Origin of the sequence: Criibacterium bergeronii (assembly GCF_001693775.2) — a bacterium.
Taxonomy (GTDB): Bacteria; Bacillota; Clostridia; order Peptostreptococcales; family Filifactoraceae; genus Peptoanaerobacter; species Peptoanaerobacter bergeronii.
This window is the reverse complement of sequence record NZ_MBEW02000001.1, coordinates 80,225-104,727: the sequence shown is the minus strand read 5'-3', so window position 1 is coordinate 104,727 and position 24,503 is coordinate 80,225. Positions and strand designations below refer to the sequence as shown.

Below are 24,503 nucleotides of genomic sequence, written 5' to 3'. Positions count from 1 at the left end.
GAGTGGTCTTGTGGTGACGCAGCAGCACTTATGGTTATGAAATATCTTGGCGATACTAAAACAACTGAGGGTATGCTGGCAGATGCTATGAAATCTCATACAGATATGGATGTAAAGGGTGCAAAGCCTGGTAGTGCAAACAGCACCGGTGAATATGGCACAAGCCTTAAACAACTAGCTGAATACTTCGCTTCCAATAAAGATTATAAAATAGAAAAGATTCTACATTTAGACTATCTTTAGTAGCTTCAGAAATGAAATCTTCAAGAGCTTGTATTTTCTGGGTAGGTTCAGCTTGCTCCTTATCATAGGCTGATGACATAATCATAAATCTTTCATCTGAAATTTTACCATCAAGGTTATCCTCATAAAGCCTTTGAACAATGGTATCGAGTTTTCTAATTCTTGATTTTGCTTGTTCCGATTCTCTATGACTAGTTTTTAGCTTCTGGTCCAGTTCCTTTTCACTTTTTTTCATAACAAAGTCTACAAATTCATCTTCATGGTCTCTTGCAAATGCGGTTATGTTTTTTAGTTCATGAATTTGAAATTTCCCTAAAAACTTTTGTAGAATTTGTCCTTCTACTATGTAGCCTTGGGAGATGAACAAATCTGACACTTTTAGAAAAAATATTTTTCCTTGTATCTATAAGCGAAGAAATGAGTATAATCGAACCACTAAAAATATAAAAATCTCCTGTAGCTACATGAGGTAGCCTTAGGAGATAGTAAAAACTATGATTATATGTTATAATAACGCTATATTATTGAAATGTTTACGCAAGGAGATGCATAATGAGATTTCCAGATGAAATTAAAAGAATTAGACAACGATGCTTTCTTTCGCAGCAAGACTTTGCTAAAGAAATTAAAGTGTCATTTTCTACTGTGAATAGATGGGAAGGTGGCAAGGCAAAGCCTAACCTTAATGCTATGAAAAATATAAAAAAGTTCTGCCTAGAACATGATGTCGATTATGCAGGTGTTGAAGAGGCATGGCTTGATTTTGAAGTGGAGGGAAAAAGATAATGCCTACCAATAATAAAAAAGAACAGGAACGTGATGAAGTTCACAGAGCAATATGGGCAATCGCAGATGAGCTTCGTGGTGCTGTAGATGGATGGGATTTCAAAAACTATATACTTGGTACAATGTTTTATAGATATATTTCTGAAAATATTGCGAGCTACATCAACGAAGGAGAAATTGAAGCAGGGAACTCTGATTTTGATTTTGCACAGATGTCTGATGAGATGGCCAAAGAGGCAAGAGAAGGCCTTGTGCAAGAGAAAGGCTTTTTCATTCTTCCATCTGAACTCTTTTGTAATGTAAGGGCAAAAGCCAAGGATAATGAAAATCTTAATGAAACACTTGAAAAGGCATTCCGTCACATAGAGGAATCTGCAAAAGGCAGTGAATCAGAATCCGACTTTGCAGGTCTATTTGATGATTTTGATGTAAACAGTAATAAGCTTGGCTCTACTGTTGCAAAGAGAAATGAAAAACTTCGTAAACTTCTTGACGGTGTGGCAGATATGAATCTTGGAGATGTTAAGGATCACGATATTGATGCATTTGGAGATGCTTATGAATATCTTATGACAATGTATGCAAGTAATGCTGGTAAATCAGGTGGAGAGTTTTTTACTCCTGCTGATGTATCAGAGCTTCTTACAAGACTTGGTACAGCCCAAAAAACAGAAATCAATAAGGTTTATGACCCTGCCTGTGGGTCTGGTTCGCTACTTTTAAAGGCGGAAAAAATACTTGGTAGAGATAAGATTCGTAATGGTTTCTATGGACAGGAAATCAATATTACAACCTATAATCTTTGTCGTATAAATATGTTTTTACACGATATTGGATTTGATAAATTTAATATTGCTTGCGAAGATACCCTTATAGCTCCGGCACATTGGGATGATGAACCTTTTGAACTTATTGTTTCAAATCCTCCATACTCAATCAAATGGGTAGGTGATGATAATCCATTACTCATAAACGATCCTCGTTTTGCTCCTGCAGGTGTTCTTGCACCAAAGAGCAAGGCTGACCTTGCCTTTATCATGCATTCACTTTCATGGCTTGCGAGTAACGGAACAGCTGCGATTGTATGTTTCCCGGGTATTATGTACCGTGGCGGAGCTGAACAGAAAATACGAAAATATCTGATTGATAACAACTTTGTAGACTGCATTATTCAGCTGCCTCCTAACCTTTTCTTTGGAACTTCAATTGCTACCTGCATTATGGTAATGAAAAAGAACAAGGCAGATAATAAAACGCTGTTTATCGATGCGGGCAACGAGTGCATCAAGGTCACAAACAATAATAAGCTGACACCTGCTAATATAGATAGAATTGTTGAGATATTTACAAAACGAGAAGAAATTGAACATATCTCTCATCTTGCTTCTTATGATGAAGTTGCCGAAAATGACTACAACCTTTCGGTATCAACCTATGTTGAAGCAGAGGACACAAGAGAAAAGATTGATATTGTAAAGCTTAATGCAGAAATCAAAGAAATTGTCGCTCGTGAGCAAATTCTTCGTGATGAGATTGATAAGATCATCGCAGAAATCGAGGTGGACGCATGAGCAGATTAGAAGAATTAATTAAAGAGTTATGCCCGAATGGGGTGGAGTATAGGAAACTTGAAGATTGCTGTACCGTTCTTGATAAAAAAAGGAAACCCGTTACAAAAGCAGCAAGAGAGGCAGGAGAATACCCCTATTATGGTGCAAACGGCATTCAGGATTATGTTTCAGATTATATTTTTGATGGCAAATTTGTCCTTGTTGGCGAAGATGGAAGCGTAATTACAAAAGCAGGTACGCCAGTTGTAACATGGGCAGAAGGGAAAATATGGGTAAACAATCACGCTCATATCATTGAAGGAATTGACGATGTCCTTCTTCGATATCTGTTTCATTATATACAGACTATAGGTGTAACTCATTTAATACATGGCAATATACCAAAGTTGACAGGTAGAGATTTCAGAGCATTACAGATACCCGTACCTCCATTGGAGGTACAACGTGAAATTGTCCGTATTCTGGACAATTTCACGGAGCTTACAGCGGAGCTTACAGCGGAGCTTACAGCGGAGCTTACAGCTAGAAAAAAACAGTATGAATTTTATAGAAATGATTTGCTTAAATTTCATCATTCAATTCCTATGGTTACATTAGGAGATATTGCTACCGTCACAAAATTAGCAGGTTTTGAATTTACAAACTATGTAAATTACTCTGATGAAGGAAAAATAATAGCATTACGCGGATTAAATGTAAAAAACGGGAAGTTGGATTTGACCGATGTAAAGTATATTGATAATAGTGATTTATCAAAGTTGTCACGCAGTAAACTTCATATTGGAGATATGATATTTACATATGTCGGCACAATTGGACAAGTGGCATTAATCGACAAAGAAGATAAATATTATTTAGCACCAAATGTTGCTTTAATACGCTCCACTACAGATAAACTTATACCAGAATATATGAGATATTATTTTCAAAGTGGTCAGTTTTGGAACACACAGATTAATAGGCTTCTTCAGTCATCTTCGATGAAAAATATTCCAATGGAAAAAATTAGAAAATTTAAACTTCCATTGCCCCCTATTGAAACACAAAAGAGATTAGTTAAAGTATTAGATAACTTTGATGCAATCTGTTCTGACCTCAACATCGGTCTTCCTGCTGAAATTGATGCAAGGCAAAAACAATATGAATTTTATCGCAATTTACTATTGACATTTGCTGAAACCGGCAACATAATCGTACAGACAGACAGACAGACAGACAGACAGACAGACAGACAGACAGACAGACAGACAGACAGACAGACAGACAGAGCATAATTAAGCTTATTCAGTATGTATTTGGTTTTGTGAATATTTCTCTTGGAACAGTCGGAAAAATATCGATGTGCAAGAGAATTATGAAGTCTGAAACTTCTTCCACGGGCGATGTCCCATTTTTTAAGATTGGAACATTCGGTGGAGAACCTAATGCCTATATATCAAAAGATACATTCGAAAAATATAAAAAGGAATACTCTTACCCTAAGAAGGGTGACATACTAATTTCTGCTGCCGGAACAATTGGAAGAACTGTTGTATTTGATGGTGAACCAGCGTATTTCCAAGATTCGAACATAGTATGGGTCAATAATGATGAGTCGTTAGTTCTCAATAGCTATTTGTACTATTACTATCAGTTACAACCTTGGAAAGCATCCACAGGAGGAACAATCGCAAGATTATATAATGATAATATTCGTGATGCAGTAATTAGTGTACCATCCTTAGCGGAACAAAAACGCATTGTAGGTATCCTCGACCGATTCGACGCACTCTGCAATGACTTGAGTAGTGGGCTTCCTGCTGAAATAGAAGCAAGGCAAAAACAATATGAATTTTATAGAGATAAGCTGCTAACTTTTAAACAGTTATAATCTCTTAAGGAGGTGTCTGTATGCCATATTTTAATATTGTGGCAGCTACAAGTGAAAATACAGTTGTTACTGAATACGAGCCTGTAAAGGCACGTTCTAACAACTATCAGTCAGAAGCTGAACTGGAAAAAGAGTTTATTCGTATGCTCTCGCAGCAGGGATACGAGTATCTTCATATACACACAGAAAAAGATTTGACCACCAACCTTCGTAATCAGCTTGAAAGGTTGAATGCTTACCGTTTTTCTGAAACTGAATGGGATAGGTTCTTTAACAATTCTATTGCAAATAAGAATGAAGGAATTATTGAAAAAACTAGAAAAATTCAAGAGGATAATGTTCAAGTATTAAAAAGAGATGATGGCAGTACAAAGAACATTACACTTATTGACAAGAAAAATATTCACAACAACTTTTTGCAGGTAATCAATCAATATATTATTTCAAAGGCTGACGGAGCAAGGCACGACAACAGGTATGATGTTACAATTCTCGTAAATGGGTTTCCTCTTGTGCATATTGAATTAAAACGCAGAGGAGTGGCTATTCGTGAGGCCTTCAACCAAATAGGTAGATATCAGCGTGATTCTTTTTGGGCAGTAAGTGGTCTGTTTGAATATACGCAGATTTTTGTTATCTCAAATGGAACTAACACAAAGTACTATTCTAACAGTACTCGTTTCAATGCTATAAAGGATGTAAATGCTGCTACTTCCAAGAAAGGCAAAACAAGCAACAGTTTTGAATTTACATCCTTCTGGGCAGATGCAAACAATCGTGTTATTCCTGATTTGATTGACTTCACAAGAACATTCTTTGCAAAACATACGATTCTTAATATAATCACCAAGTATTGTATTTTCACTTCTGAAAATATGCTTATGGTAATGAGACCATATCAGATTACTGCAACTGAGCGTATTCTTAATCGTATTGAAATAGCTAATAACTATAAAAAATATGGCGATGTTGCAGGTGGCGGGTATATCTGGCATACAACAGGATCGGGTAAGACACTTACATCATTTAAAACTGCAAGACAGGCGTCACTTCTTCCGTACATTGATAAGGTTCTCTTTGTAGTTGATCGTAAAGATTTGGACTACCAGACTATGAAAGAATATGATCGTTTTGAAAAAGGTGCAGCTAACAGTAATACCTCTACTGCCATTCTTAAAAAGCAGTTGGAAGACACCAATGCTCACATTATCATCACGACTATTCAGAAGCTTGCAACATTTATCAAGAAAAATAAAGAACATGAAGTATATAACAAACACGTTGTAATCATCTTTGATGAATGTCATAGAAGTCAGTTCGGTGATATGCACGCCGCTATTGTAAAAAGTTTTAAGAAATATCATTTATTCGGTTTCACAGGGACACCAATCTTTCCTGCAAATACAGCAAGCGCCCGTAAGACTCAGTTTTTTACTACAGAGCAGACTTTTGGGGATCAGCTTCATACCTATACTATTGTTGATGCTATTAACGATAAGAATGTACTTCCATTCAGAGTCGACTATGTTAAGACAATGGATATGGATGAAGATATCGACGATGAACAGGTATGGGATATTGCTCGCGAAAAGGCTATGATGGCTCCTGAACGTATCAAGCTTGTGACGGAATATATTCTTAACAGCTTTGATAGGAAAACATATCGTGGTGATAAAACATATATTTACAATACCCTTACCAATATTTCAGAAGTTGCATCCGGCAAGAATGGTGCTGTAGAAGAAATTAAACAAAAACAGCGTGTAAGTGGATTTAACTCAATCTTTGCAGTTGCATCTGTTCCTATGGCAAAGTTATATTATCAGGAATTTAAAAAGCAGATGGAGGGTGATCCTACGAAGAAACTTCGTATTGCAACCATCTATAGTTATGGTGCAAATGAGGCCGAATATGACGAAGGTACAAGTGGTATCCTTGATGAGGAAAACTCAGAAGATACATCAGCACTTGACCAGTCATCGAGAGATTTTCTTGACATGGCAATCAAAGATTATAACGAGATGTTCCATACTAATTATTCGACAGACTCTGACAAGTTCCAAAATTATTATAAAGATGTATCTCTTCGTATGAAAAATAAGGAACTTGATTTACTTATTGTTGTAAATATGTTCTTAACAGGTTTTGATGCCACTACATTAAATACACTGTGGGTAGATAAGAACCTCAAGATGCATGGACTTATTCAGGCATTTTCAAGAACAAACCGAATTCTTAATTCCATTAAGACTTTCGGTAATATTGTATGCTTTAGAAATCTTCAGAAACGAGTAGACGCTGCTATTTCCCTTTTCGGTGATAAGAATGCAGGAGGTATCGTTCTGATGAAGGGTTTCAAAGATTACTACTATGGTTATGAAGGTATTGATGGAAAGCAGTATCCAGGATATATGGATATGATGGATAACTTAACTTCCAAATTCCCACTTTCAGACCCGCAGATTATAGGTGAACAGAACCAGAAGGACTTCATCTCGTTATTTGGTGCAATTCTACGCATGAGAAATCTATTGTCTGCATTTGATGAATTTTCAGGTAAAGAGATGATTTGTGAACGTGACCTGCAGGATTATCTTGGCAGGTATCAAGATTTGCGTGATGAATGGAATGAAAGACGAAAATCTGGTGAAAGCACAGATATCATAGATGATATTGTCTTTGAAATTGAACTTATCAAGCAGATAGAAATCAATATCGACTATATCCTTATGCTTGTTAAGAAGTATCATGACAGCCACTTTGAAGATAAAGAAGTACTTGTCACAATCAAAAAGGCTATTGATGCCAGTCCGCAGCTTCGTAGCAAGAAAGCACTTATTGAAACCTTTATTTCTGGCATCAATGATGTTGAGGATGTTATGACTGAATGGCATAATTATGTGGCTGAAAAACGAGAAGAGGAGCTTGCTTTGATTATTAAGGAAGAAAAACTTAAAGAGGCTGAAACAAGAAAGTTCATTGAGAATGCCTTTTGTGATGGTGAAATCAAAACAACAGGTACGGATATAGATAGGCTTATGCCCCCTATATCTCGTTTCGGAGGTGGCGACAGAACTACTAAGAAGCAGGCGATAATTGAAAAGTTTAAATCATTCTTTGAGAAGTTCTTTGGTGTTGGTGGCTCATTTACCGCAGATACACCTAAGGTTTTGAACTATGCTGATTCCTCTGCTCTTCAAAGCAAGCCTTAATGATTGTAGCTGAAGATACTGTAACTTATGATTAGAGCACATACTTTTTGGTATGTGATATAATTAGGCACAAGAAAACGACCACACAGGAGTATTTCTACTCTTGTATGGTCGTTATTTCTTTTGTCCCGCTTAAAGGCTATCAGTTAAACTCGATTTCCATAAATCCCTAACTGAACGCTCCTTTAACCGGCGGTTTTTCTATTTATAAGATTAAATATACAAAAGTGATAAAAAGGTTAAATAATATCCTAAATCCAAGGTGATTATTTTTTTAAGTATTATATTAGATAGGAAATATTTTTTCTGTAATAGTCTTATACCATATTAAAAGTATACTCTATTCATTATTTTCATTATTAAAATTTTTAGGTACATACTTACCGCTTTTTTTCTTTTCTTTCACGCACAAGGTCAAAAGATATTCTATTTGTCCATTTACTGAGCGAAAGTCGCTTTGCGCCCAAGCATTTAAATCATCAAATAGCTCTTGAGAAATTCTAAGCGGTATTTGTTTTTTATTTGCCATAGTATCACTTTTTCTAGTATTAATATTTTATTGCACATTAATATATTATCATATTTACCTTAAACTGCAAGTAATCTTAATAATTTTTAATATAAACTTCCGGAATTTACTACTGGTGAAACTTCATTGTTGCTACATAAAACTACTAAAAGATTGGAAACCATTGCGGCTTTTCTTTCTTCGTCTAAATCTACTATTTTGTTTTCTTTTATTTTTTCCAGTGCCATCTGAACCATTCCTACAGCCCCGTCAACTATGGTAGCTCTTGCGTCTACTACTGCTGCGGCTTGTTGCCTTTTTAACATAGCTTGAGCGATTTCAGGGGAGTACGAAAGATAGGTTATTCTCGCATCAAGTATTTTTAGTCCGGCAAAATCTACTCTATTTTGTATTTCTTGTTTTATTCTTTCTGCAACTACTGTTGTTGAACTTCTAAGACTTCCATCATCAGGATTACCATCACCTGTAGTATCTATATTTGGAGCTACGTCATAAGGGTAAATCTTTACAATATTTCTAACAGAGGCGTCTGTTTGTAGAGAAAGATATTCTTTAAAGTTATCTACATTAAAAACAGCTTTTGCTGTATCTACTACAGTCCACATCACTGCAACACCAATATCAACTGGATTACCAAGGGCATCATTTACTTTTTGCTTGGAGTTATTTAAAGTCATAACTTTAAGGGATATTTTTTTACTTTTTATAACTGATGTGGTGTTAGCAGCAGAAGATAAAACATTAGTTGAAGTTTTTACATCGCTACTTTGCCCAAGCTCGGTTTTTGCAGCTGGATTTACGGCTGTAGAAAATGGATTGATGTAGTAAAATCCATCGCCTTTTAATGTGCCGGTATATTTTCCAAATAAAGTGTAAACTAATGACTCTTGTGGACCTAATACCTTAAAACCTGCTAATGAAACCATTTCGATTGGCAATAGTAAGAGCGACAATAATATTAGATATCCACTTTCATAGTTTATACCCAAGAAAAATATTGCGATAGTAGCGATAAAAGTAATTATTAGAAAAATAGCCATAAAAGCACCGTTGCTTTTTTCTAAAAGTATCTTTTCTTTGACATCATTTTGAACTTCCATGATAAGTCTCCTTTTAAATTCAAAATCAAAAAAATGTGTATGCTGCTAGATTTTATTAAATATTTCAATATACATAGGCAGCAAATTTTAAAATATTTATTGTTTGATATTAAAATGATATCACTTTGATTATTTTATGTCAAGAAATATTTATAGTATAAACTAAAAAATAGTCTCCCATTTACGAGAGACTATTTTTATATAAAATTTATTTTAAATTTTTAAATCTATTTACCACGTTTTCGGTGGTGATACCAAAGTGTTTAAACACTTCTTTAGCAGGGGCACTTATACCAAATTCGTCTATACCAATGACATCTCCATTTAATCCTACATATTTCCACCAGCCATCAGTTGCACCGGCTTCTACTGCAAGACGTTTTGTAACATCTTTTGGTAATATTTTTTCTTTATATTCGTCAGGCTGTTTGTCAAAAATATTTGTGCATGGCATACTTACAATTCTAACGTCAATACCTTCTTGTTTAAGCTCTTTTTGAGCCTCGATAGCTAGTTCAACTTCTGAGCCTGTAGCAATTATTATACCATCAGGTACAAGTTTTTCAGAGTTAGAAATTATATATCCGCCGTTTAAAGCCTCGATTGAGCTACCTTTTTGCTGAGGTAGGTTTTGACGAGTTAAGACTAGTAGGGTAGGGGTTGTCTTGGATAAAATTGCAGTTTCCCAAGCGGCTACAGTTTCGGTGTAATCAGCAGGTCTAAATACATTTATATTTGGTGTAGCTCTAAGTGCTGTAAGCTGTTCTATAGGCTGATGTGTTGCACCGTCCTCTCCGACACCTATGCTGTCGTGAGTAAATATACAAATTATTGGGGCTTTCATAAGACAGGACAATCTTAGCATTGGCTTTGTGTAATCTGAAAATACGAAAAATGTTGCAAGATAAGCTCTAAGTCCTCCATAACAGAAAATACCGTTGGAAATACCCGTCATAGCAAGCTCTCTTACTCCGTAGTGAATATTTCTTCCATTTGGTGTTGTTTTTGAGAAGTAGCTTTCACCTTCCATTACGGATTTGTTTGATGGAGCTAAATCTGCTGAGCCACCAATAAGATTTGGCACAAAGTCTTTAACTTTTTGTAGTATATCACCTGATGTTGCTCTTGTAGCCATAGCTTTTTCCGGCTTTGTAGCATAGAGTTTTTCAAATTCTTCTACATAATCGGAGTTGTTGTCGCCAAAATATTTGTCGTAAAGAGTTTTCATTTCAGGGTATTTTTTGAAATAGTCATCAATTTCTTTTTGCAGTTCATCACATTTTTGGATTTTTTCATCAGCTATTTTCTTATAATCGTCATATATGTTTTGAGGTATTATGAAAGGTTCTTCGCTAGACCATTTAAAAAATTGTCTGACTTTTTTTACATTGTCAGCTCCAAGTGGCTCTCCATGAGCTTTTGCAGTATTTTGTCTTTCTTCACAACCGAAACCTATAAAAGTTTTTATGATTATTAAAGTTGGTTTAGAGGTTTCTTTTTTTGCTTCTTCAATTGCTTTACCAATTGCATTTGTGTCGTTGCCATCTTCGACTTTTAGCACCTGCCAATCATAGGCATCATATCTTTTTGAAACATCTTCTGTAAATGCAAGGTCGGTGTTTCCTTCTATAGTGATGTTGTTTGAATCATAAAATACTATCAGCTTACCAAGCCCCATTGTACCTGCAATAGAGGCAGCCTCAGTATTTATACTTTCCATCATGCAGCCGTCACCGGCATATACATAAGTATAGTTGTCTATTAGTGTTGCATCGTCTTTATTAAATACACTTGCTAAATGTCTTTCGGACATTGCCATACCAACAGCCATGGCAAATCCTGCTCCTAGTGGACCTGTAGTGCATTCTACGCCGGGAGTATGTTTATATTCAGGGTGTCCGGGAGTTTTGCTGCCATATTGTCTGAATTTTTTTAGCTCCTCTAAGCTTAAATCATAACCGAAAAGATGTAGCAAGCTGTAGAGCATTGCTGAGGCGTGACCGGCTGATAAAACAAATCTATCTCTTCTTAAAAAATCAGGGTTGTTCGGATTAAAGACCATATGATTTGCCCAAAGCTCTGTAGTTATTGGTGCTGCACCCATTGGTGCACCGGGGTGTCCTGAGTTTGCAGCTTGTACTTGGTCTATTGACAAAAGCCTGACTGCGTTTACCATTTCATTTGTTAGTTTATTCAAAAATTGTCACTCCTTAAGATATATTTTATTTTTATATTAATATAAATTTCTTATTTAGTCTAAGATACTATCAATTTCTTCCTTAGTATTGGCATTTCTGATTTTTTTTGCAATTTCTTGACATTCCTCAAGAGTTGTATTTCTAATTATATGTTTAACTGTACTTACCTGAGTATGAGAAACACTAAATTCGTCTAGTCCCATGCCAAGAAGTAGTTTGCAGGCTCTTTCGTCAGATGCAAATTCTCCGCACATTCCAACTATTATGTTGTGCTTGTGCCCTACGTCAATTATGTGCTGAATGGAATGTAAAACCGCCGGATTAAAGCTGTCATACAAATATGAAATCTTTTTGTTTCCTCTGTCAGCAGCTAGTAAATATTGTGTGAGGTCATTTGTACCGATTGAGAAGAAGTCAACTTTTTGAGCAAATGAGTCTGCCTCAATCACTGCTGATGGAGTTTCTATCATCATACCAACTTTTATATCTTTGTTGTAAGCAATACCATCGTTATCTAAGTCATGTTTACATTGTTGCAATAATTTATTAGCTTGGTCAAGCTCCTGCATTGATACAATCATAGGATACATTATAGATAAATTCCCAAAAGCACTTGCTCTAAGCATTGCTCTTAATTGAGTTTTAAACATATCCTCCATGGATAAACTTAGTCTGATGGCTCTAAAGCCAAGGAACGGATTGTCTTCATGCTCAAATTCATAATAAGAAAGCTCCTTGTCTCCGCCTATATCTAACGTTCTTATTATGACTTCACCCTTACATAGCTCTACGGCTTGCTTGTATGCCTCAAACTGTACTTCTTCACTAGGAAATTCGTTACTTTCCATGTATAAAAATTCGCTACGAAATAACCCAATACCATCTATATATGATTTTACTGCATTTTGTACATCATCAACGTTACCTACATTTGCATATACTAATGCTCTTTTGCCATCTTTAGTTACAGCATCTAAAGGGGCTTCTTTTTCTAGTTGTGCCTGCATTTCCAGTTGTTTTTCTTTTTTAGCCTTGTATTTATCTATCGTTTGCTGGTCAGGATTTATGAAAATTTCTCCCGCTTTTGCGTCTATTATAATTGTATCGCCACTTTTAACGTTATCCATTAAATCTTCGACACCAAGTAGGGCAGGAAGATTTTTATTCCTTGCCATTATGGATACATGGCTAGTAACTCCGCCAAGCTCTGTAGCAAATCCGATTACCTTGTTGTAATCAACAGTAGCAGTATCAGATGGAGCTAAGTCTTTGGCGATTATGATTGAGTCTTGGTCAAGATTAGATAAATCTGCAAGAGAAGAATTTTGCATAGCAGCTAATACCCTTTGATAAATATCTTTTACATCGTCTGCTCTTTGACGCATATAGTCATCGTCCATGGATAAAAACACCTGTTCAAATTCATCCATAGTGTTTTTTAATGATATCTCAGCGTTGGTAGCATCTGTATCTATTTTAGAGTATACAGTTTCTTTTATTTGAGGGTCAATTGCTAATTGATAGTGTCCTTCAAACACATCATTTTTTTCAGCTAATTTAGACAAATCTTGAGCAACTTTTTCAACAGAGCTGTCAAATTTAGCTTTTTCTTCATCCTTTGAGCTTAATTTATAAGCATCAGGGATAAACATTCTTTTTTCATATTTATATGCCTTACCTATGGCAATACCTTTTGATGAAGTTTTATTAACTGTTAGTTTAATCAAATTCCCACTCCAATAAAATAAGAAACAGTTGACATCAATAAATAAAATTACGCTAATTTTATAAAAACAAATTAAAATCCATAGTAATAGCTATAGATAGCATTATTTTACCCCTATTTGCTATATTTTTCTTCGTATCCCCCACTTAATATTATAGAGCCATAATTTATCACTATATTATTATTTGTATTCTTTGAGTATTTTTTCCACGTCCGCAAGGCTGTAAGCTGTTCTGATTTTTTCGGATACTTTTTTGCACTGCTCAAAATTAGAGCGTCTTATTATGCTCTTTATAGCCGAAACCTGTGTGTGTGCCACGCTAAACTCATCCAAACCCATGCCGAGCAGCATCTTGCAGGCTCTCTCATCACTTGCGAACTCTCCGCACATTCCAACAGTTATGTTTTCTTTGTGTCCTGCATCTATTATCTTTTGTATGCTGTGAAGCACTGCAGGATGGAATGAATTGTACATATCAGATATTTTTTCATTTCCCCTATCCACTGCCAGTATATACTGAGTCAGGTCGTTTGTGCCTATTGAGAAAAAGTCCACATACTTGGCAAAGTTATCCACCTCTATTACTCCTGCCGGTGTTTCCATCATCATGCCGACTTTTACGTCTTTGCTGTAAGGTATACCTTCTTTATCCAGCTCTTTTTTGCACTCTTCAAGCAAAGCGTTCGCTTTTAAAAGCTCCTCTATTGATATTATCATAGGATACATTATAGACAGTGTGCCGTAACTGCTCGCCCTTAAAAGTGCTTTTAACTGGGTTTTAAACATATCCTCCATAGATAGTGAGAGCCTTATCGCTCTAAATCCTAAGAAAGGATTTTCTTCTTTGTCAAATTCATAGTACGAAAGCCCTTTGTCTCCTCCTATGTCAAGCGTTCTTATGATTACTTCACCTTTGCAGGTAAGGACTACGTTTTTATATGCCTCGAACTGCTCGTCTTGTGTCGGGAAATGATCACTTTCCATGTACAAAAATTCCGAGCGGAAAAGTCCTATGCCGTCTATGTGAGCTTTCACCGCCTTTTGTGCGTCTTCAACATTGCCAACATTAGCATACACCAAAACCCTCTTGCCGTCTTGTGTTACAGGCTCTAAATGTGCCTCTTCTTTGAGTCTTAGCTCTTTTTCCTCAAAATTTTTTTTGATCTGCTCATATTTTTTTACGGTTTCATCGTCCGGATTTATAATTAAATCGCCGTTTCCGGCATCTATAATTACAAAATCTCCGTCTTTTACTTTGCCAAACAGTCCATGCACTCCTACCAAAACAGGCAAATTCATATTCCTGGCCATTATGGAAACGTGGCTTGTAACTCCTCCAAACTCTGTGGCAAAACCTGTTATATGCTCAAAATTCATGGTCGCCGTGTCTGACGGTGCCAAATCTTTAGCTATTACTATTGTAGGCGTGTTTATCTGAGACAAGTCTTTAAGTACTGCATTTTGCATTTTGCTAAGGAGCCTTTGGTATATGTCTTTTACGTCATCCGCCCTGCCTCTCATGTAAGGATCGTCCATGCTCTCAAATATCATTACGAATTCGTCTATCGTGTCTTTTAAAGCCATTTGAGCATTTTTACAATCACTTATTTTCTCTGTTACAGCGTCAATCAGCATCGGATCTTGTACCAACTGTATGTGAGCCTCAAAAACTTCGCTGTCCTTTGCCAATTTTTCCAAATCTGAAGACACTTCTCCTACAGCTTTTTGAAATATTTCTTTTTCCGAATCAATGTTTTGCACATCATAATCATCAGCTGTAAGTACAGTCTTTTCATATTTGTATATCTTGCCAATGGCTATGCCTTTTGAAGCTGTTTTTGATACTTTCAATTTTTCCATAGTATACTCCCGTTTTTTCAAATCTACTGACCGTAATATGCATTTTTGCCGTGTTTTCTGAAATAATGTTTGTCGAGTATAGACTGCTTCGCCTCTTTTACATCTGTGTTTATACGCTCTGTTCTATAAGCCATCTTTGCTATTTCTTCAAGTACAACTGAGTTTTCCACGGCTTTTTTAGCTGTTTTTCCCCAGGCAAACGGCCCGTGATTTGTGCAAAGTACAGCAGGCACAGCATTGTAATCCATGTTTTTAAATGTTTCTATTATAACAAGACCTGTGTTTTTTTCGTAGTTTTCTTTTATTTCATCATCTGTCAAAGGTCTTGCACAAGGTACAGCTCCATACATATAGTCGGCATGAGTCGTACCGTAGCATGGTATAGATCTCCCCGATTGTGCCCATGATGTAGCCCACGCAGAGTGTGTATGTACTACCGCGCCTATATCTTTAAATGCTTTGTAAAGCTCTATGTGAGTCGGTGTGTCTGATGACGGCTTTAGACTGCCCTCTACAACTTTGCCGTCAAAATCAACCACAACCATATCCTCAGGCTTCATCTCATCATAGTCTACTCCACTCGGTTTTATTACTATCAGTTTTTTTTCTTTGTCTAACGCACTTACATTTCCCCAAGTGAGAGTTACAAGGTTGTAATAAGGCAGGAGTTTGTTGGCCTCAAATACTTCTTTTTTTAGATTTTCAAGCATGTTTTTTTCCTTTTAAAAATTTTTTCATTAAAAATAAATTTACAAATATTTTTCTATTTTTTCGCTCATCATCTTTCTTGCGAAAACTATGCTGTCATACCAGTTGTCATCGGTTTTCCAAAGCTCAGTCACAAATCTCCTGACGCCTATGTCGGTAGATGTCTTTATGATTTCGTCAAAATCCACATGACCTGTGCCAAACGGAATTTCCCTATATTTGCCCGGCAATGTTTCTTTAAGATGCAGTGCCACTATATGCCCCTTGCCTGACAATATGTCGTCTTTAACGCTTGTCTTGTAAATTTTAGAAGCATTTGTGAGGTTTCCGCAATCCGGATACACCTGAAGATAAGGACTGTCTATTTTATTTACATAGTACATAGCCTTATGCACAGTATCCATAAACGGTGTCTCCATTGTTTCAAAGCCCAGTATGACTCCGTATTCAGACGCCATATCCACCGCTTTTCGCAAATTGGTCAAAAATCTGTCTTTTGTGTCTTGCGATGACTCTTCGTAGTATACATCATAGCCTGCAAGCTGTATAGTCCTTATGCCCAATACGTAAGCCAGTTTTACAGCTTTCAGCATTATGTCCAGACTTCTTTTTTCTTTTTCGCTGTCTGATGTACCAAGCGGATATTTTCTGTGTCCGCTAAGACACATAGACCTAATCGGAAAGTCGGTCTGTATGATGTCGTTTAACATTTCTTTAAACTCGGATATGCTGCTGTCAAGTCTTGCGAGTTTTTCATCGGTTTCGTCTATACTTATCTCCAAATAGTCAAAGCCTGCTTTTTTGGCTGTATCCAGTTTTTCTCTAAGGCTCATTTCGTTCGGCATTGATTTTTCGTATAAACCTATTTGGTAATTTTTCATAATATCATTCCTTTATAAGCTCATAAAAAGCGATCTGATTTATCTCTCTGTTTGTGGATACCATATAATTTTTACCGTCATCCTCGTAGAGATATATATTTGCGGAACCCGTGTCTTTTGCAAGCACGTTGGTCTTGTATTCTCCGTTTTCAAAATAAAACTCCACTATTTCTCTTTTGCCTTCTCTTTGACCTATTATGGCTTTGTTTTCCCCAAACACTGTGCCTCCCCATATGGAATGGCTAAACGGCATAGTAAAATCCGGTCTGTAAACTTCTTCGTATTTTCCTGATTTTTTCTTGTATATTCTTATGTTTTCTCCATGGAAAGGGGCTATGGTTATGATCTCCTTTTCGCCGTCATTGTCAAAATCGCTAAGAGCCATATCACTCGTAGGCTCGTCTATTATTTTTTCTACACTCCAATTCCCGCCTTTTGTATCCGGAGGGATTACTTTAAATACCCCGTCTTGCGAGCCTATAAGGCAGTAGTTGTCCTCACCTTGTACCGCTTTGAGGTAGCCGTGATTTCTTGTTAAGCCGTCTTTTATAACCTCCATTTTAAGCTGATTTTCCTCATTGTAATCGTCTAAATTATCGGGCAATTCACATACATATATTTTGCCCGGGTGAGTCCAGTCCTCTTTATACTCATGATCCGATTTTATAGTGCAGGCTATTATATAATATACACCGTTGCTCTTTATGATGTCAAATCTATGCACAAAAGGCAAATCTTTGATTGTTCTCACTTCCCAGCTGTCACCCGATTTTTTGGCTAAAACTATTTTCGCTTCCTTGCTGTCATTTGGAGAGTAAAATTTGTGTGTTGCCAAAAATGTGGCGTCTTTGCCCGGTACCTCGACCATAGACATGGTTCCGCCTGGTCCGTCCCAAACGTCCTGTATATATTTGCCTTTGGTATCAAACAGTATGCACTTGTTTACTTTTTCAGCTGCAACCAAAATATTTTTTTTGCCATGCACTTTTATCGGTGCTATGCTGTAGCATTTTTCCAGTTCGTATGATGATATCAGATTTGTTTTCAATTTATCAACTCCTGTGTATTATATTTTACAATAATCTTCTTTAATAAAAACATCAGCCTTAAATCATCCATTTAATATACTTCTCGCCTATTTTCAGCACGATAGCTTCTCTAAATAAGACAACTCTGACGTATTTTTATGAGCTTGCGTTCAAATTCAAATCAGTGTTGCGTTAAGATTCAGCTTGATGTATTTTTATTCCTTTTTCTTCGTACTGTCTGATAATTTCGCCACTTATGCGGTCGTCCGTTATTATATTTTTTATTTTTTCGATAGGACAACTCGTAAAACTGCTCTTTTTACAAAATTTAGTATGATCCGCCAAAATATACGCCTCTCCTACCACCCTTGTGAGCATTGCCTCGTTTATTTTCACCTCATTGAAAAACTCTGTTGTCATGCCTATTTCCACCGAAAGTCCGCTGCAACCGACGAATGATTTTTTTGCAGTAGTCCTGTTTATACTGTCAAGTGCAGGGTCTCCGACCATGGTCCCTTTTATATGTCTTAGCTCTCCGCCTGTCAGTATTATAGTCAAAGATGACGACCTCTGATGATTTATAGCGTTTCCGTTATTTGTCAGCACTGTTACGTCCTTTGCGGTTATATACTCTATCATAGCCAGAGCCGTACTGCTTGTGTTTATGAAAATAGTATCTCCGTCCTCTACAAGACTCGCTGCGTATTTTGCTATTTTTTGCTTGCAGATTTCTATTTCATCTACTTCGTCTAATTTTTCTTCCTGTCTTACTTTCACTCCGCCGTAATATCTCGACAAAAGTTTTCTGTCTTCCAAATACAGCAGATCTCTTCTTATGGTTATTGGTGACACTCCTAAATTTTCAGCTAAATCCAAAACCTTTACATCACCTAATTTTTCGACAATTTCCAATATATGGTTTCTTCTTTTTTTTAGAAGTTTTCTGCTTCTTTTCATACTTAACCTCTTATCAAAAAAGGCAGATACTCATCCGCCTTTTTTGATTCCATTATTTCAAATTGACTCCTGTAGCCAAAAGTTTTTCTTCCATTTCTTTTTGGGACAGCACATTTTTTAAACCTACAACGTGTACTCCCTTTGCCTCGGCGTCTTTAAACATATCCACAAAATTCAGCGGGCAAAGCACTATGTCGTAGTTGACCGCAGTGTTTTTTCCCTCTGACAAAGAGCAGTGATGCTGCTTAGAAAGCTTAATATCTAATGATTTTACAACTTTTTCCAATGTCATCTTCATCATCAAAGATGTACCTGAACCGTTTGCACAACAAGCTAAAATACTTACCATTTTTTCTCTCCTTAAATTACAAAACCCGAATTTTACAAAACGTTAAATCAAGCCTTTTTGTTTTTTGTACTCTTCATAATCTTCAGTGATTAGGAAGTAATGTTCTTTATCTCTTCTATACTGGATTTGAGGCAATACAACAAGGAATATTATCACTAAGCCCAATCCTGCAAATCCTAAAAATTCCATAGTAAGAGTGAATCCTGACCAAAGAACCGACCAGTCCCACATTCCCAAGTAGCCGCCGTATTTTACAAGACCTACGTGAGTTGCTATAAATGCCGAGCCGAATACCTGGCAAAGCCCCGCCAGGAATGGGAACAGTATAGCCGCCTTTAGTCCGCCCTTGCTGTTTGCAAAAACAGCTATAGTCGCATTGTCAAAGAACATAGGTATAAATCCTGCTATTATTATAGTAGGACTTCCCACTAAAATCAATGTCAAAATTGCAAGAATTTGTCCGGTAGCTCCTGCCAAAAAACCTATTGTAACGGCATTTGGAGAACCGAAACTGTATGAAACCGCACAGTCAACACCTGGTACTGCCGAAGGAAGGAATGCGTTTGATATACCTTGGAATGATACGGTAAGCTCAGCAACAAACGTCCTTACACCAAGCTGCAATATAGCGAGATTTGCCGCAAAACTCAGACAGGAAGTCAATACATAAAAGAAAAAGCTTGCCTCAGGTTTTAACTGCTCAATAGACACAAAGTAATCTTTGCCCAAAAGAGCCAATATTGTACCGAAGAATATCAGCATCAATATACCTGTACAAACCATGTTGTCGTTAAATATGGACATCCAACCCGGAAGACTTATATCCTCTATTTTTTTGCTGAATACACCTTTTTTGCCTTTTTTCTCATCAGCCTTGTGCATTTTTTCAGCTAAATATGTAAACAAAGCCACTCCGAACATCTGCTGATGAGCTATTGAAAATCCCGCTCCGTCAGTCAGATTTTGAGCATATCCTACAAGCAGGTTACTTCCTACAGCCCAGTAAAGGCCAAGCACAATAGCCATTATTACAAGAGTGTGTGTAGGTTTGTCTCTTAATACAGGAAGTGCGAAAAGTATCAGCCAGAAAGCCGTAGACGCCTGCTGTATCTGAACGTTACCTGTAGTAAACACAGCTCTGAGCTTTGTGATCCTGTTAAATCTAACCAAAATTATATTTGCGACAAAAGCTATAGCCATAAGTATCATTACCTGAGAAAACGCATTGCCGCCTACAATGGCATCTCCGGCATCTACACCGGCCTGCACGGCATTTTGTCCGAAATAAGGATCGATTACCGCCGCATTAAGTCCGAATCTGTCATTTAAACCATAAAGTATAGGCTTGAATGTGGCTATCATACCGCCGGAACCTGTCGACAAAATCATATAACCCACTATCGCCTTTATTGTACCTCCAAGAGTGTCGTACCAAGGCTTTCTAAGTAGCAAATAGCCTATCAGAACTATCAAGCCTATCATATATTGAGGTTTGGTCAATATATTGTTTACAAAAAATTGCCAAGCTGCCATAATAAACTCCTCCTTTTAATCTGTGGCAGTTATCCGAAATATTTAAATATTAAATTCATCGGATAGCTTTTTTAAATCTTCTTCATTTTTCACTTTATGAAGTTTTTCCACGAGTTCTTCATTCAACAACATTTCAGATAATTTTGCCATATTTTTCAAATGCTCGTCGTGATTACATGATGCCAGCGTAAAAAACAAATCTGCATACATATCAGCATCGTTTTCGTCAAAAGAAACCGGATTTTTTAACTTCATAAATGAAATAGATGTCTTATGCACACTGCCACTGCCCTCTTGAGAATGAGGCAATGCTACACCAGGCATCAAAACTATATACGGTCCGTATTTTTTTACGCTCTCAACAAGTTCCTGAGCATAAGCCTCATCGGCAGTAGCGTCATCAATAAACGGCTTGCACGACAGCTTGATAGCTTCTTCCCAGTTTTCAACGGAATCCGCAAATATGAAATGTCTGTTTTCGATAAAATCCTTTAACATTTTTTTACACCTCCTTAAGGTAAATTTTTCAGCCTTACAATATTTTTTATAATACTCTTTGCTTAAATAATGCAAAGCTGTTCAATCCTACATGATTATTTAAGCAAAGATGTACTATTTACATTAAAGAATGGATCTGAAAGGAGTGTTTGGCTCATTTTCAAAGCAATCGTGGAATCCTCTGTCGTGATGATAATATATCTTGTCCTTATCTGTAGGATAAACGTATTTCCCTCCGACTTCCCAGAAGAAAGGATGAAAATTATACTCAAGTCTGTCTTTTTTCATGTCATAGAGTACTTTTATTTCGTTCAAGTCAGGCATAAAATTAGTCCAAACGTCATAGTGTATAGGTATAACCACCTTACATTTTAGAGCCTCAGCCATTCTAAGAATATCCACAGATGTCATCTTGTCTTGTATGCCGACAGGATTTTCTCCGTATGAGCCGAAAGCCACGTCTATGTCGAAGTCTTTTCCGTGCTTGGCAAAGTATATGGAGTAATGGCTGTCACCGCTATGATATATGTTTCCTCCGGGAGTTTTTATAACATAGTTTACGGCTTTTTCATCCATATCGGTAGGACAAATGCCTCTTATATCCTGATATCCGTCAGTTGTAACTAAGCAGGTTCTGTCAAAGGAATCCGTAGCGACAATCTCCATGTCTTTTATTTTTATAGTATCTCCCGGTTTTACCACTTTGCATCTTTCAGCAGGTACGCCCCATTGTATCCACAAGTCAACACATTTTTGAGGTCCTATAAAAGGAATCTCCTCTTTTACATTTTGCAACACTGCCGCAGCAAAGTTCGGATCTATGTGATCCTGATGGTAGTGTGTTGCCAGAACCGCATCGATTTTCTTTACTGCGAAAGGATCCATTACAAACACGGATGCTCTCAAGTTCGGTTGCAACTTTCTGCCACCGCACATATTTGCCATTTGGTGACCTATTTTCATGTCCTTTACTTTTTTTGTCCTCTTGCCCTTGCCGCACCAAAAATCTATGGCTATGTTGGCGTCTCCCGGAGTCTTTACCCAAAGACCCACGTTTCCGAGCCACCACATTGCTACTGTACCTTCTTTTACGATTTCTTCTTCAATTTCTTCATTGAGCCATGTTCCCCACTCTGGAAAAGAGTCAAGAATCCATTGTTCCCTTGTTATTTCATTTACGTTCGGCATTTTTCCTCCAACTTTGATAAATTTGAATGTTTTCAATAACTATTTAAAAATTTTCACACCGCAAAAATTTTAAATAACATAGTTTAAAAACTTTTACATAAAAATCCATATTGCATCTCAATGCGAGAATCTTCTTGATTTTCTTTTATTTTTTGTAAGTTTTTTGCGTCTACAGTACAAATTTCGATATCTCGGACTGCAAGTCCATTGCTATCTGAGCCAAATTCTCACTGGCCTTGGATATCTCAGAAATGGACTGCGTCTGTGTGTCCACACTTGCACTCGCTTCCTGAGTGGTAGCGGCATTTTCTTGAGCTATAGCTGACAGATTCTGTACAACTTTTGTCACGTTGTCATTTTCGTTTTCTATATTCTTTGATGAATCGTCCAGTTTTCTTACTATGCTTTTGCTGTTATCCACCTCTTTTGCTATTTCTCCAAACTTACTTGATGTCTCCTCTAATTTTTTGATTTGTCTTTGTACTATTTCACCTACTACATCTATTTCCGACACTGCCGCATCTGATTTTGTCTTAAGATCTTCTATTACTTTTCTTATCTCTTCTGTAAATCCGGCAGATTGTTCGGCAAGTTTTCTTATCTCTTCAGCCACTACGGAAAAACCCCTGCCGGCTTCACCGGCTCTTGCAGCCTCTATTGCGGCATTGAGTGCAAGCAGGTTGGTCCGGTCGGATATCGACTCAATCATTTCGCTGGCTTTTGATATCGCTTCGGCAGAGTTGCTTGTTTTCATTATTATTCCACTTATACGTTGTACATATTTTGAACTTTCGTTCGTAGCTTCTATAAGCTCTTTGATGCTTGTATTTCCTTCATTCTTTTTATCATCAATCAATTTAACTGAGTTTTCCAGTGTTTTTATTATACTCAGCATCTTTTTCAGTTCATTACCGGATTTATTTATGGACTCTGCGGCACTTTGTGTGTCCTCAGCTTGACTCGTCGCTCCCTGAGCTATATTGTTCACCGCTGTTTCAACTTCATTTGCAGAATCAGATGTCGACTGTGCGGTTGCTGTAAGTTGCTGTGCGGTAGCTGCAGTATTTTGTGAGTGTTCGGATATATTTCTAATAACGTCCGACAATTTTGTCTTCATCGACAATATGGAATTCATCATCGAATGTATCTCTGACGTTTGCTCATTGGAGTCATTTTTGAACTCTCTGTATACAAAATCCCCGTTTCCTATCAGCTCAAGCTCATGTGAAACTTCAAGTATAGGACTTGTAAGCTTTTTCGAAAAAATCATGGCTAAAATTGCGGAAAAAATCACTGTGATGACAGTAAGTACTATTACAGGAACGGTATTTCTGTTAACTTCTCCGTATACTTCGCTTTCATCCATAACACCTATATACGTAAAGCCAAGATCTTGCGATAATGATTTTACAGGTCGAAATATCTTGCCGTCCACAATTATGGTGTTTTCATAAGAAATGTTGTTTATGTCGTTTAACTGTTTTATGCCAAGTGCTTCTATGTTTTTGGATTCACGACTCTTGTCAATAGGATCGGAGACAATTATACCTTTTTTATCTACAACTATTATTTTGCCTGTATTTCCTATATTTTCATGCTCTATAATATCCGTTATCGTATCCAGTACCACTGAACCTGTCATTACTCCTGTAAATGTCCCCGCTTTGTCGTATATCCTGCTTACCATCTCTATGGATTTTTTGCCGTTAGACGATATGTATACATCTGTCATGGATGTATCTACAGCTGAATTCTTACCGGTTTTATACCATTGTCTTTGCCTTGAATCATATCCCGGAGTTCTGTCGGATTCCGGATACATGATTATGCCGCCATTTTTCTCAACTCCTACGGTTAGTGAGAATATGTCCGGATTGTTGTCAACGATTTGTTTGAAATAGTTCCAAATCTCTTTTTCATGGCCGGTTGCTTTGTCTATATCCATCTTTACCTTGCCGTCAGATGTGTTGGCTGTTTTATCAATATATGTGGTTATTGAATCATCTAAATTTTGCAGAATTTCATTTTTTGAATAGGAATTTGATGTGTTCAAAATAGAAGAAAAATATGTACGAATCAATCCATCCACTTTTAATATTTCCGATGTTGTCATCTTATCGTATTGATATATGTTTGCCCGTAATGACAGTCTGTAGTTAATGGTTGCCGATACAAACATCGGTACGATTACACAAAGCACCATGACGAACATCATCAAGCTTTTAAAAGATTTTCTGTTTTTTGACACGCCTGTAAATCTCATAG

21 protein-coding genes are annotated in these 24,503 nt (G+C 36.9%); 6 read left to right on the top strand and 15 right to left on the bottom strand.

Going from position 1 to position 24,503, the window contains the following annotated elements; all coding sequences use genetic code 11:
• Nucleotides 1–30 precede the first annotated feature (30 nt).
• Nucleotides 31–243: a hypothetical protein gene (locus tag BBG48_RS10870; RefSeq protein WP_147292817.1), complete on the top strand. Its 213-nt coding sequence runs from the start codon at nt 31–33 to the stop codon at nt 241–243.
• Here BBG48_RS10870 and BBG48_RS00500 read toward each other — a convergent pair.
• Nucleotides 167–610: a hypothetical protein gene (locus BBG48_RS00500; RefSeq protein ID WP_068911587.1), complete on the bottom strand. Its 444-nt coding sequence runs from the start codon at nt 608–610 to the stop codon at nt 167–169. The two genes, BBG48_RS10870 and BBG48_RS00500, sit on opposite strands and share 77 nt — an antisense overlap.
• 185 nt (nt 611–795) lie before the next feature.
• Between BBG48_RS00500 and BBG48_RS00495 the strand changes: the two genes are divergently transcribed.
• From BBG48_RS00495 to BBG48_RS00475, 5 genes are read left to right on the top strand one after another with little or no spacing between them, the layout of a single operon-like run.
• Complete coding sequence (locus tag BBG48_RS00495; protein WP_068911585.1) at nt 796–1,029, top strand: helix-turn-helix domain-containing protein; 234 nt, start codon at nt 796–798, stop codon at nt 1,027–1,029.
• Nucleotides 1,029–2,600, top strand: a complete 1,572-nt coding sequence (locus BBG48_RS00490; protein ID WP_068911583.1) for a type I restriction-modification system subunit M — start codon at nt 1,029–1,031, stop codon at nt 2,598–2,600. Before BBG48_RS00495 ends, BBG48_RS00490 begins: the two co-directional genes overlap by 1 nt.
• The gene (locus tag BBG48_RS00485) at nt 2,597–3,874 is read left to right on the top strand and encodes a restriction endonuclease subunit S (RefSeq protein WP_116170922.1); all 1,278 of its coding nucleotides are present in this window, start codon (nt 2,597–2,599) and stop codon (nt 3,872–3,874) included. Before BBG48_RS00490 ends, BBG48_RS00485 begins: the two co-directional genes overlap by 4 nt.
• Before the next feature lie 29 nt (nt 3,875–3,903).
• Complete coding sequence (locus tag BBG48_RS00480; RefSeq protein WP_274541812.1) at nt 3,904–4,470, top strand: restriction endonuclease subunit S; 567 nt, start codon at nt 3,904–3,906, stop codon at nt 4,468–4,470.
• A gap of 20 nt (nt 4,471–4,490) precedes the next feature.
• The gene (locus BBG48_RS00475; RefSeq protein ID WP_116170921.1) at nt 4,491–7,682 is read left to right on the top strand and encodes a type I restriction endonuclease subunit R; all 3,192 of its coding nucleotides are present in this window, start codon (nt 4,491–4,493) and stop codon (nt 7,680–7,682) included.
• Between the two features lie 340 nt (nt 7,683–8,022).
• Here the strand turns inward: BBG48_RS00475 and BBG48_RS00470 are convergent, their stop codons facing one another.
• The 14 genes from BBG48_RS00470 to BBG48_RS00405 form a co-directional block, all read right to left on the bottom strand.
• Complete coding sequence (locus tag BBG48_RS00470) at nt 8,023–8,211, bottom strand: PTS ascorbate transporter subunit IIC (RefSeq protein ID WP_068911577.1); 189 nt, start codon at nt 8,209–8,211, stop codon at nt 8,023–8,025.
• An 86-nt stretch (nt 8,212–8,297) separates the two neighbouring features.
• Entirely contained in the window at nt 8,298–9,311 is a 1,014-nt protein-coding gene (locus BBG48_RS00465) for an SPFH domain-containing protein (protein ID WP_068911575.1), read from the bottom strand.
• Nucleotides 9,312–9,519: 208 nt separating this feature from the next.
• On the bottom strand, nt 9,520–11,487 hold the full coding sequence (tkt, locus tag BBG48_RS00460) for a transketolase (RefSeq protein ID WP_334294068.1): 1,968 nt from the start codon (nt 11,485–11,487) through the stop codon (nt 9,520–9,522).
• Nucleotides 11,488–11,562: 75 nt separating this feature from the next.
• Nucleotides 11,563–13,236 (bottom strand): phosphoenolpyruvate--protein phosphotransferase, encoded by a 1,674-nt coding sequence (gene ptsP, locus BBG48_RS00455; RefSeq protein WP_068911572.1) that lies wholly within the window; start codon nt 13,234–13,236, stop codon nt 11,563–11,565.
• Between the two features lie 180 nt (nt 13,237–13,416).
• Nucleotides 13,417–15,096, bottom strand: a complete 1,680-nt coding sequence (gene ptsP / locus BBG48_RS00450; protein ID WP_068911570.1) for a phosphoenolpyruvate--protein phosphotransferase — start codon at nt 15,094–15,096, stop codon at nt 13,417–13,419.
• Nucleotides 15,097–15,119: 23 nt separating this feature from the next.
• Nucleotides 15,120–15,806: an L-ribulose-5-phosphate 4-epimerase gene (locus BBG48_RS00445; protein WP_068911568.1), complete on the bottom strand. Its 687-nt coding sequence runs from the start codon at nt 15,804–15,806 to the stop codon at nt 15,120–15,122.
• 39 nt (nt 15,807–15,845) lie between these two features.
• Nucleotides 15,846–16,685, bottom strand: a complete 840-nt coding sequence (locus tag BBG48_RS00440) for an L-ribulose-5-phosphate 3-epimerase (protein WP_068911566.1) — start codon at nt 16,683–16,685, stop codon at nt 15,846–15,848.
• Between the two features lie 4 nt (nt 16,686–16,689).
• Nucleotides 16,690–17,733, bottom strand: a complete 1,044-nt coding sequence (locus BBG48_RS00435) for a hypothetical protein (RefSeq protein ID WP_068911565.1) — start codon at nt 17,731–17,733, stop codon at nt 16,690–16,692.
• A gap of 172 nt (nt 17,734–17,905) precedes the next feature.
• Nucleotides 17,906–18,670, bottom strand: a complete 765-nt coding sequence (locus BBG48_RS00430; protein WP_068911563.1) for a DeoR/GlpR family DNA-binding transcription regulator — start codon at nt 18,668–18,670, stop codon at nt 17,906–17,908.
• A 52-nt stretch (nt 18,671–18,722) separates the two neighbouring features.
• On the bottom strand, nt 18,723–19,019 hold the full coding sequence (locus tag BBG48_RS00425) for a PTS sugar transporter subunit IIB (RefSeq protein WP_068911561.1): 297 nt from the start codon (nt 19,017–19,019) through the stop codon (nt 18,723–18,725).
• A gap of 42 nt (nt 19,020–19,061) precedes the next feature.
• Entirely contained in the window at nt 19,062–20,552 is a 1,491-nt protein-coding gene (locus BBG48_RS00420; RefSeq protein WP_068911559.1) for a PTS ascorbate transporter subunit IIC, read from the bottom strand.
• Nucleotides 20,553–20,594: 42 nt separating this feature from the next.
• Nucleotides 20,595–21,050: a PTS sugar transporter subunit IIA gene (locus BBG48_RS00415; RefSeq protein WP_068911557.1), complete on the bottom strand. Its 456-nt coding sequence runs from the start codon at nt 21,048–21,050 to the stop codon at nt 20,595–20,597.
• A gap of 123 nt (nt 21,051–21,173) precedes the next feature.
• Entirely contained in the window at nt 21,174–22,238 is a 1,065-nt protein-coding gene (gene ulaG / locus BBG48_RS00410; RefSeq protein WP_068911555.1) for an L-ascorbate 6-phosphate lactonase, read from the bottom strand.
• A gap of 169 nt (nt 22,239–22,407) precedes the next feature.
• On the bottom strand, nt 22,408–24,501 hold the full coding sequence (locus BBG48_RS00405) for a methyl-accepting chemotaxis protein (RefSeq protein ID WP_068911553.1): 2,094 nt from the start codon (nt 24,499–24,501) through the stop codon (nt 22,408–22,410).
• Nucleotides 24,502–24,503: the final 2 nt, after the last annotated feature.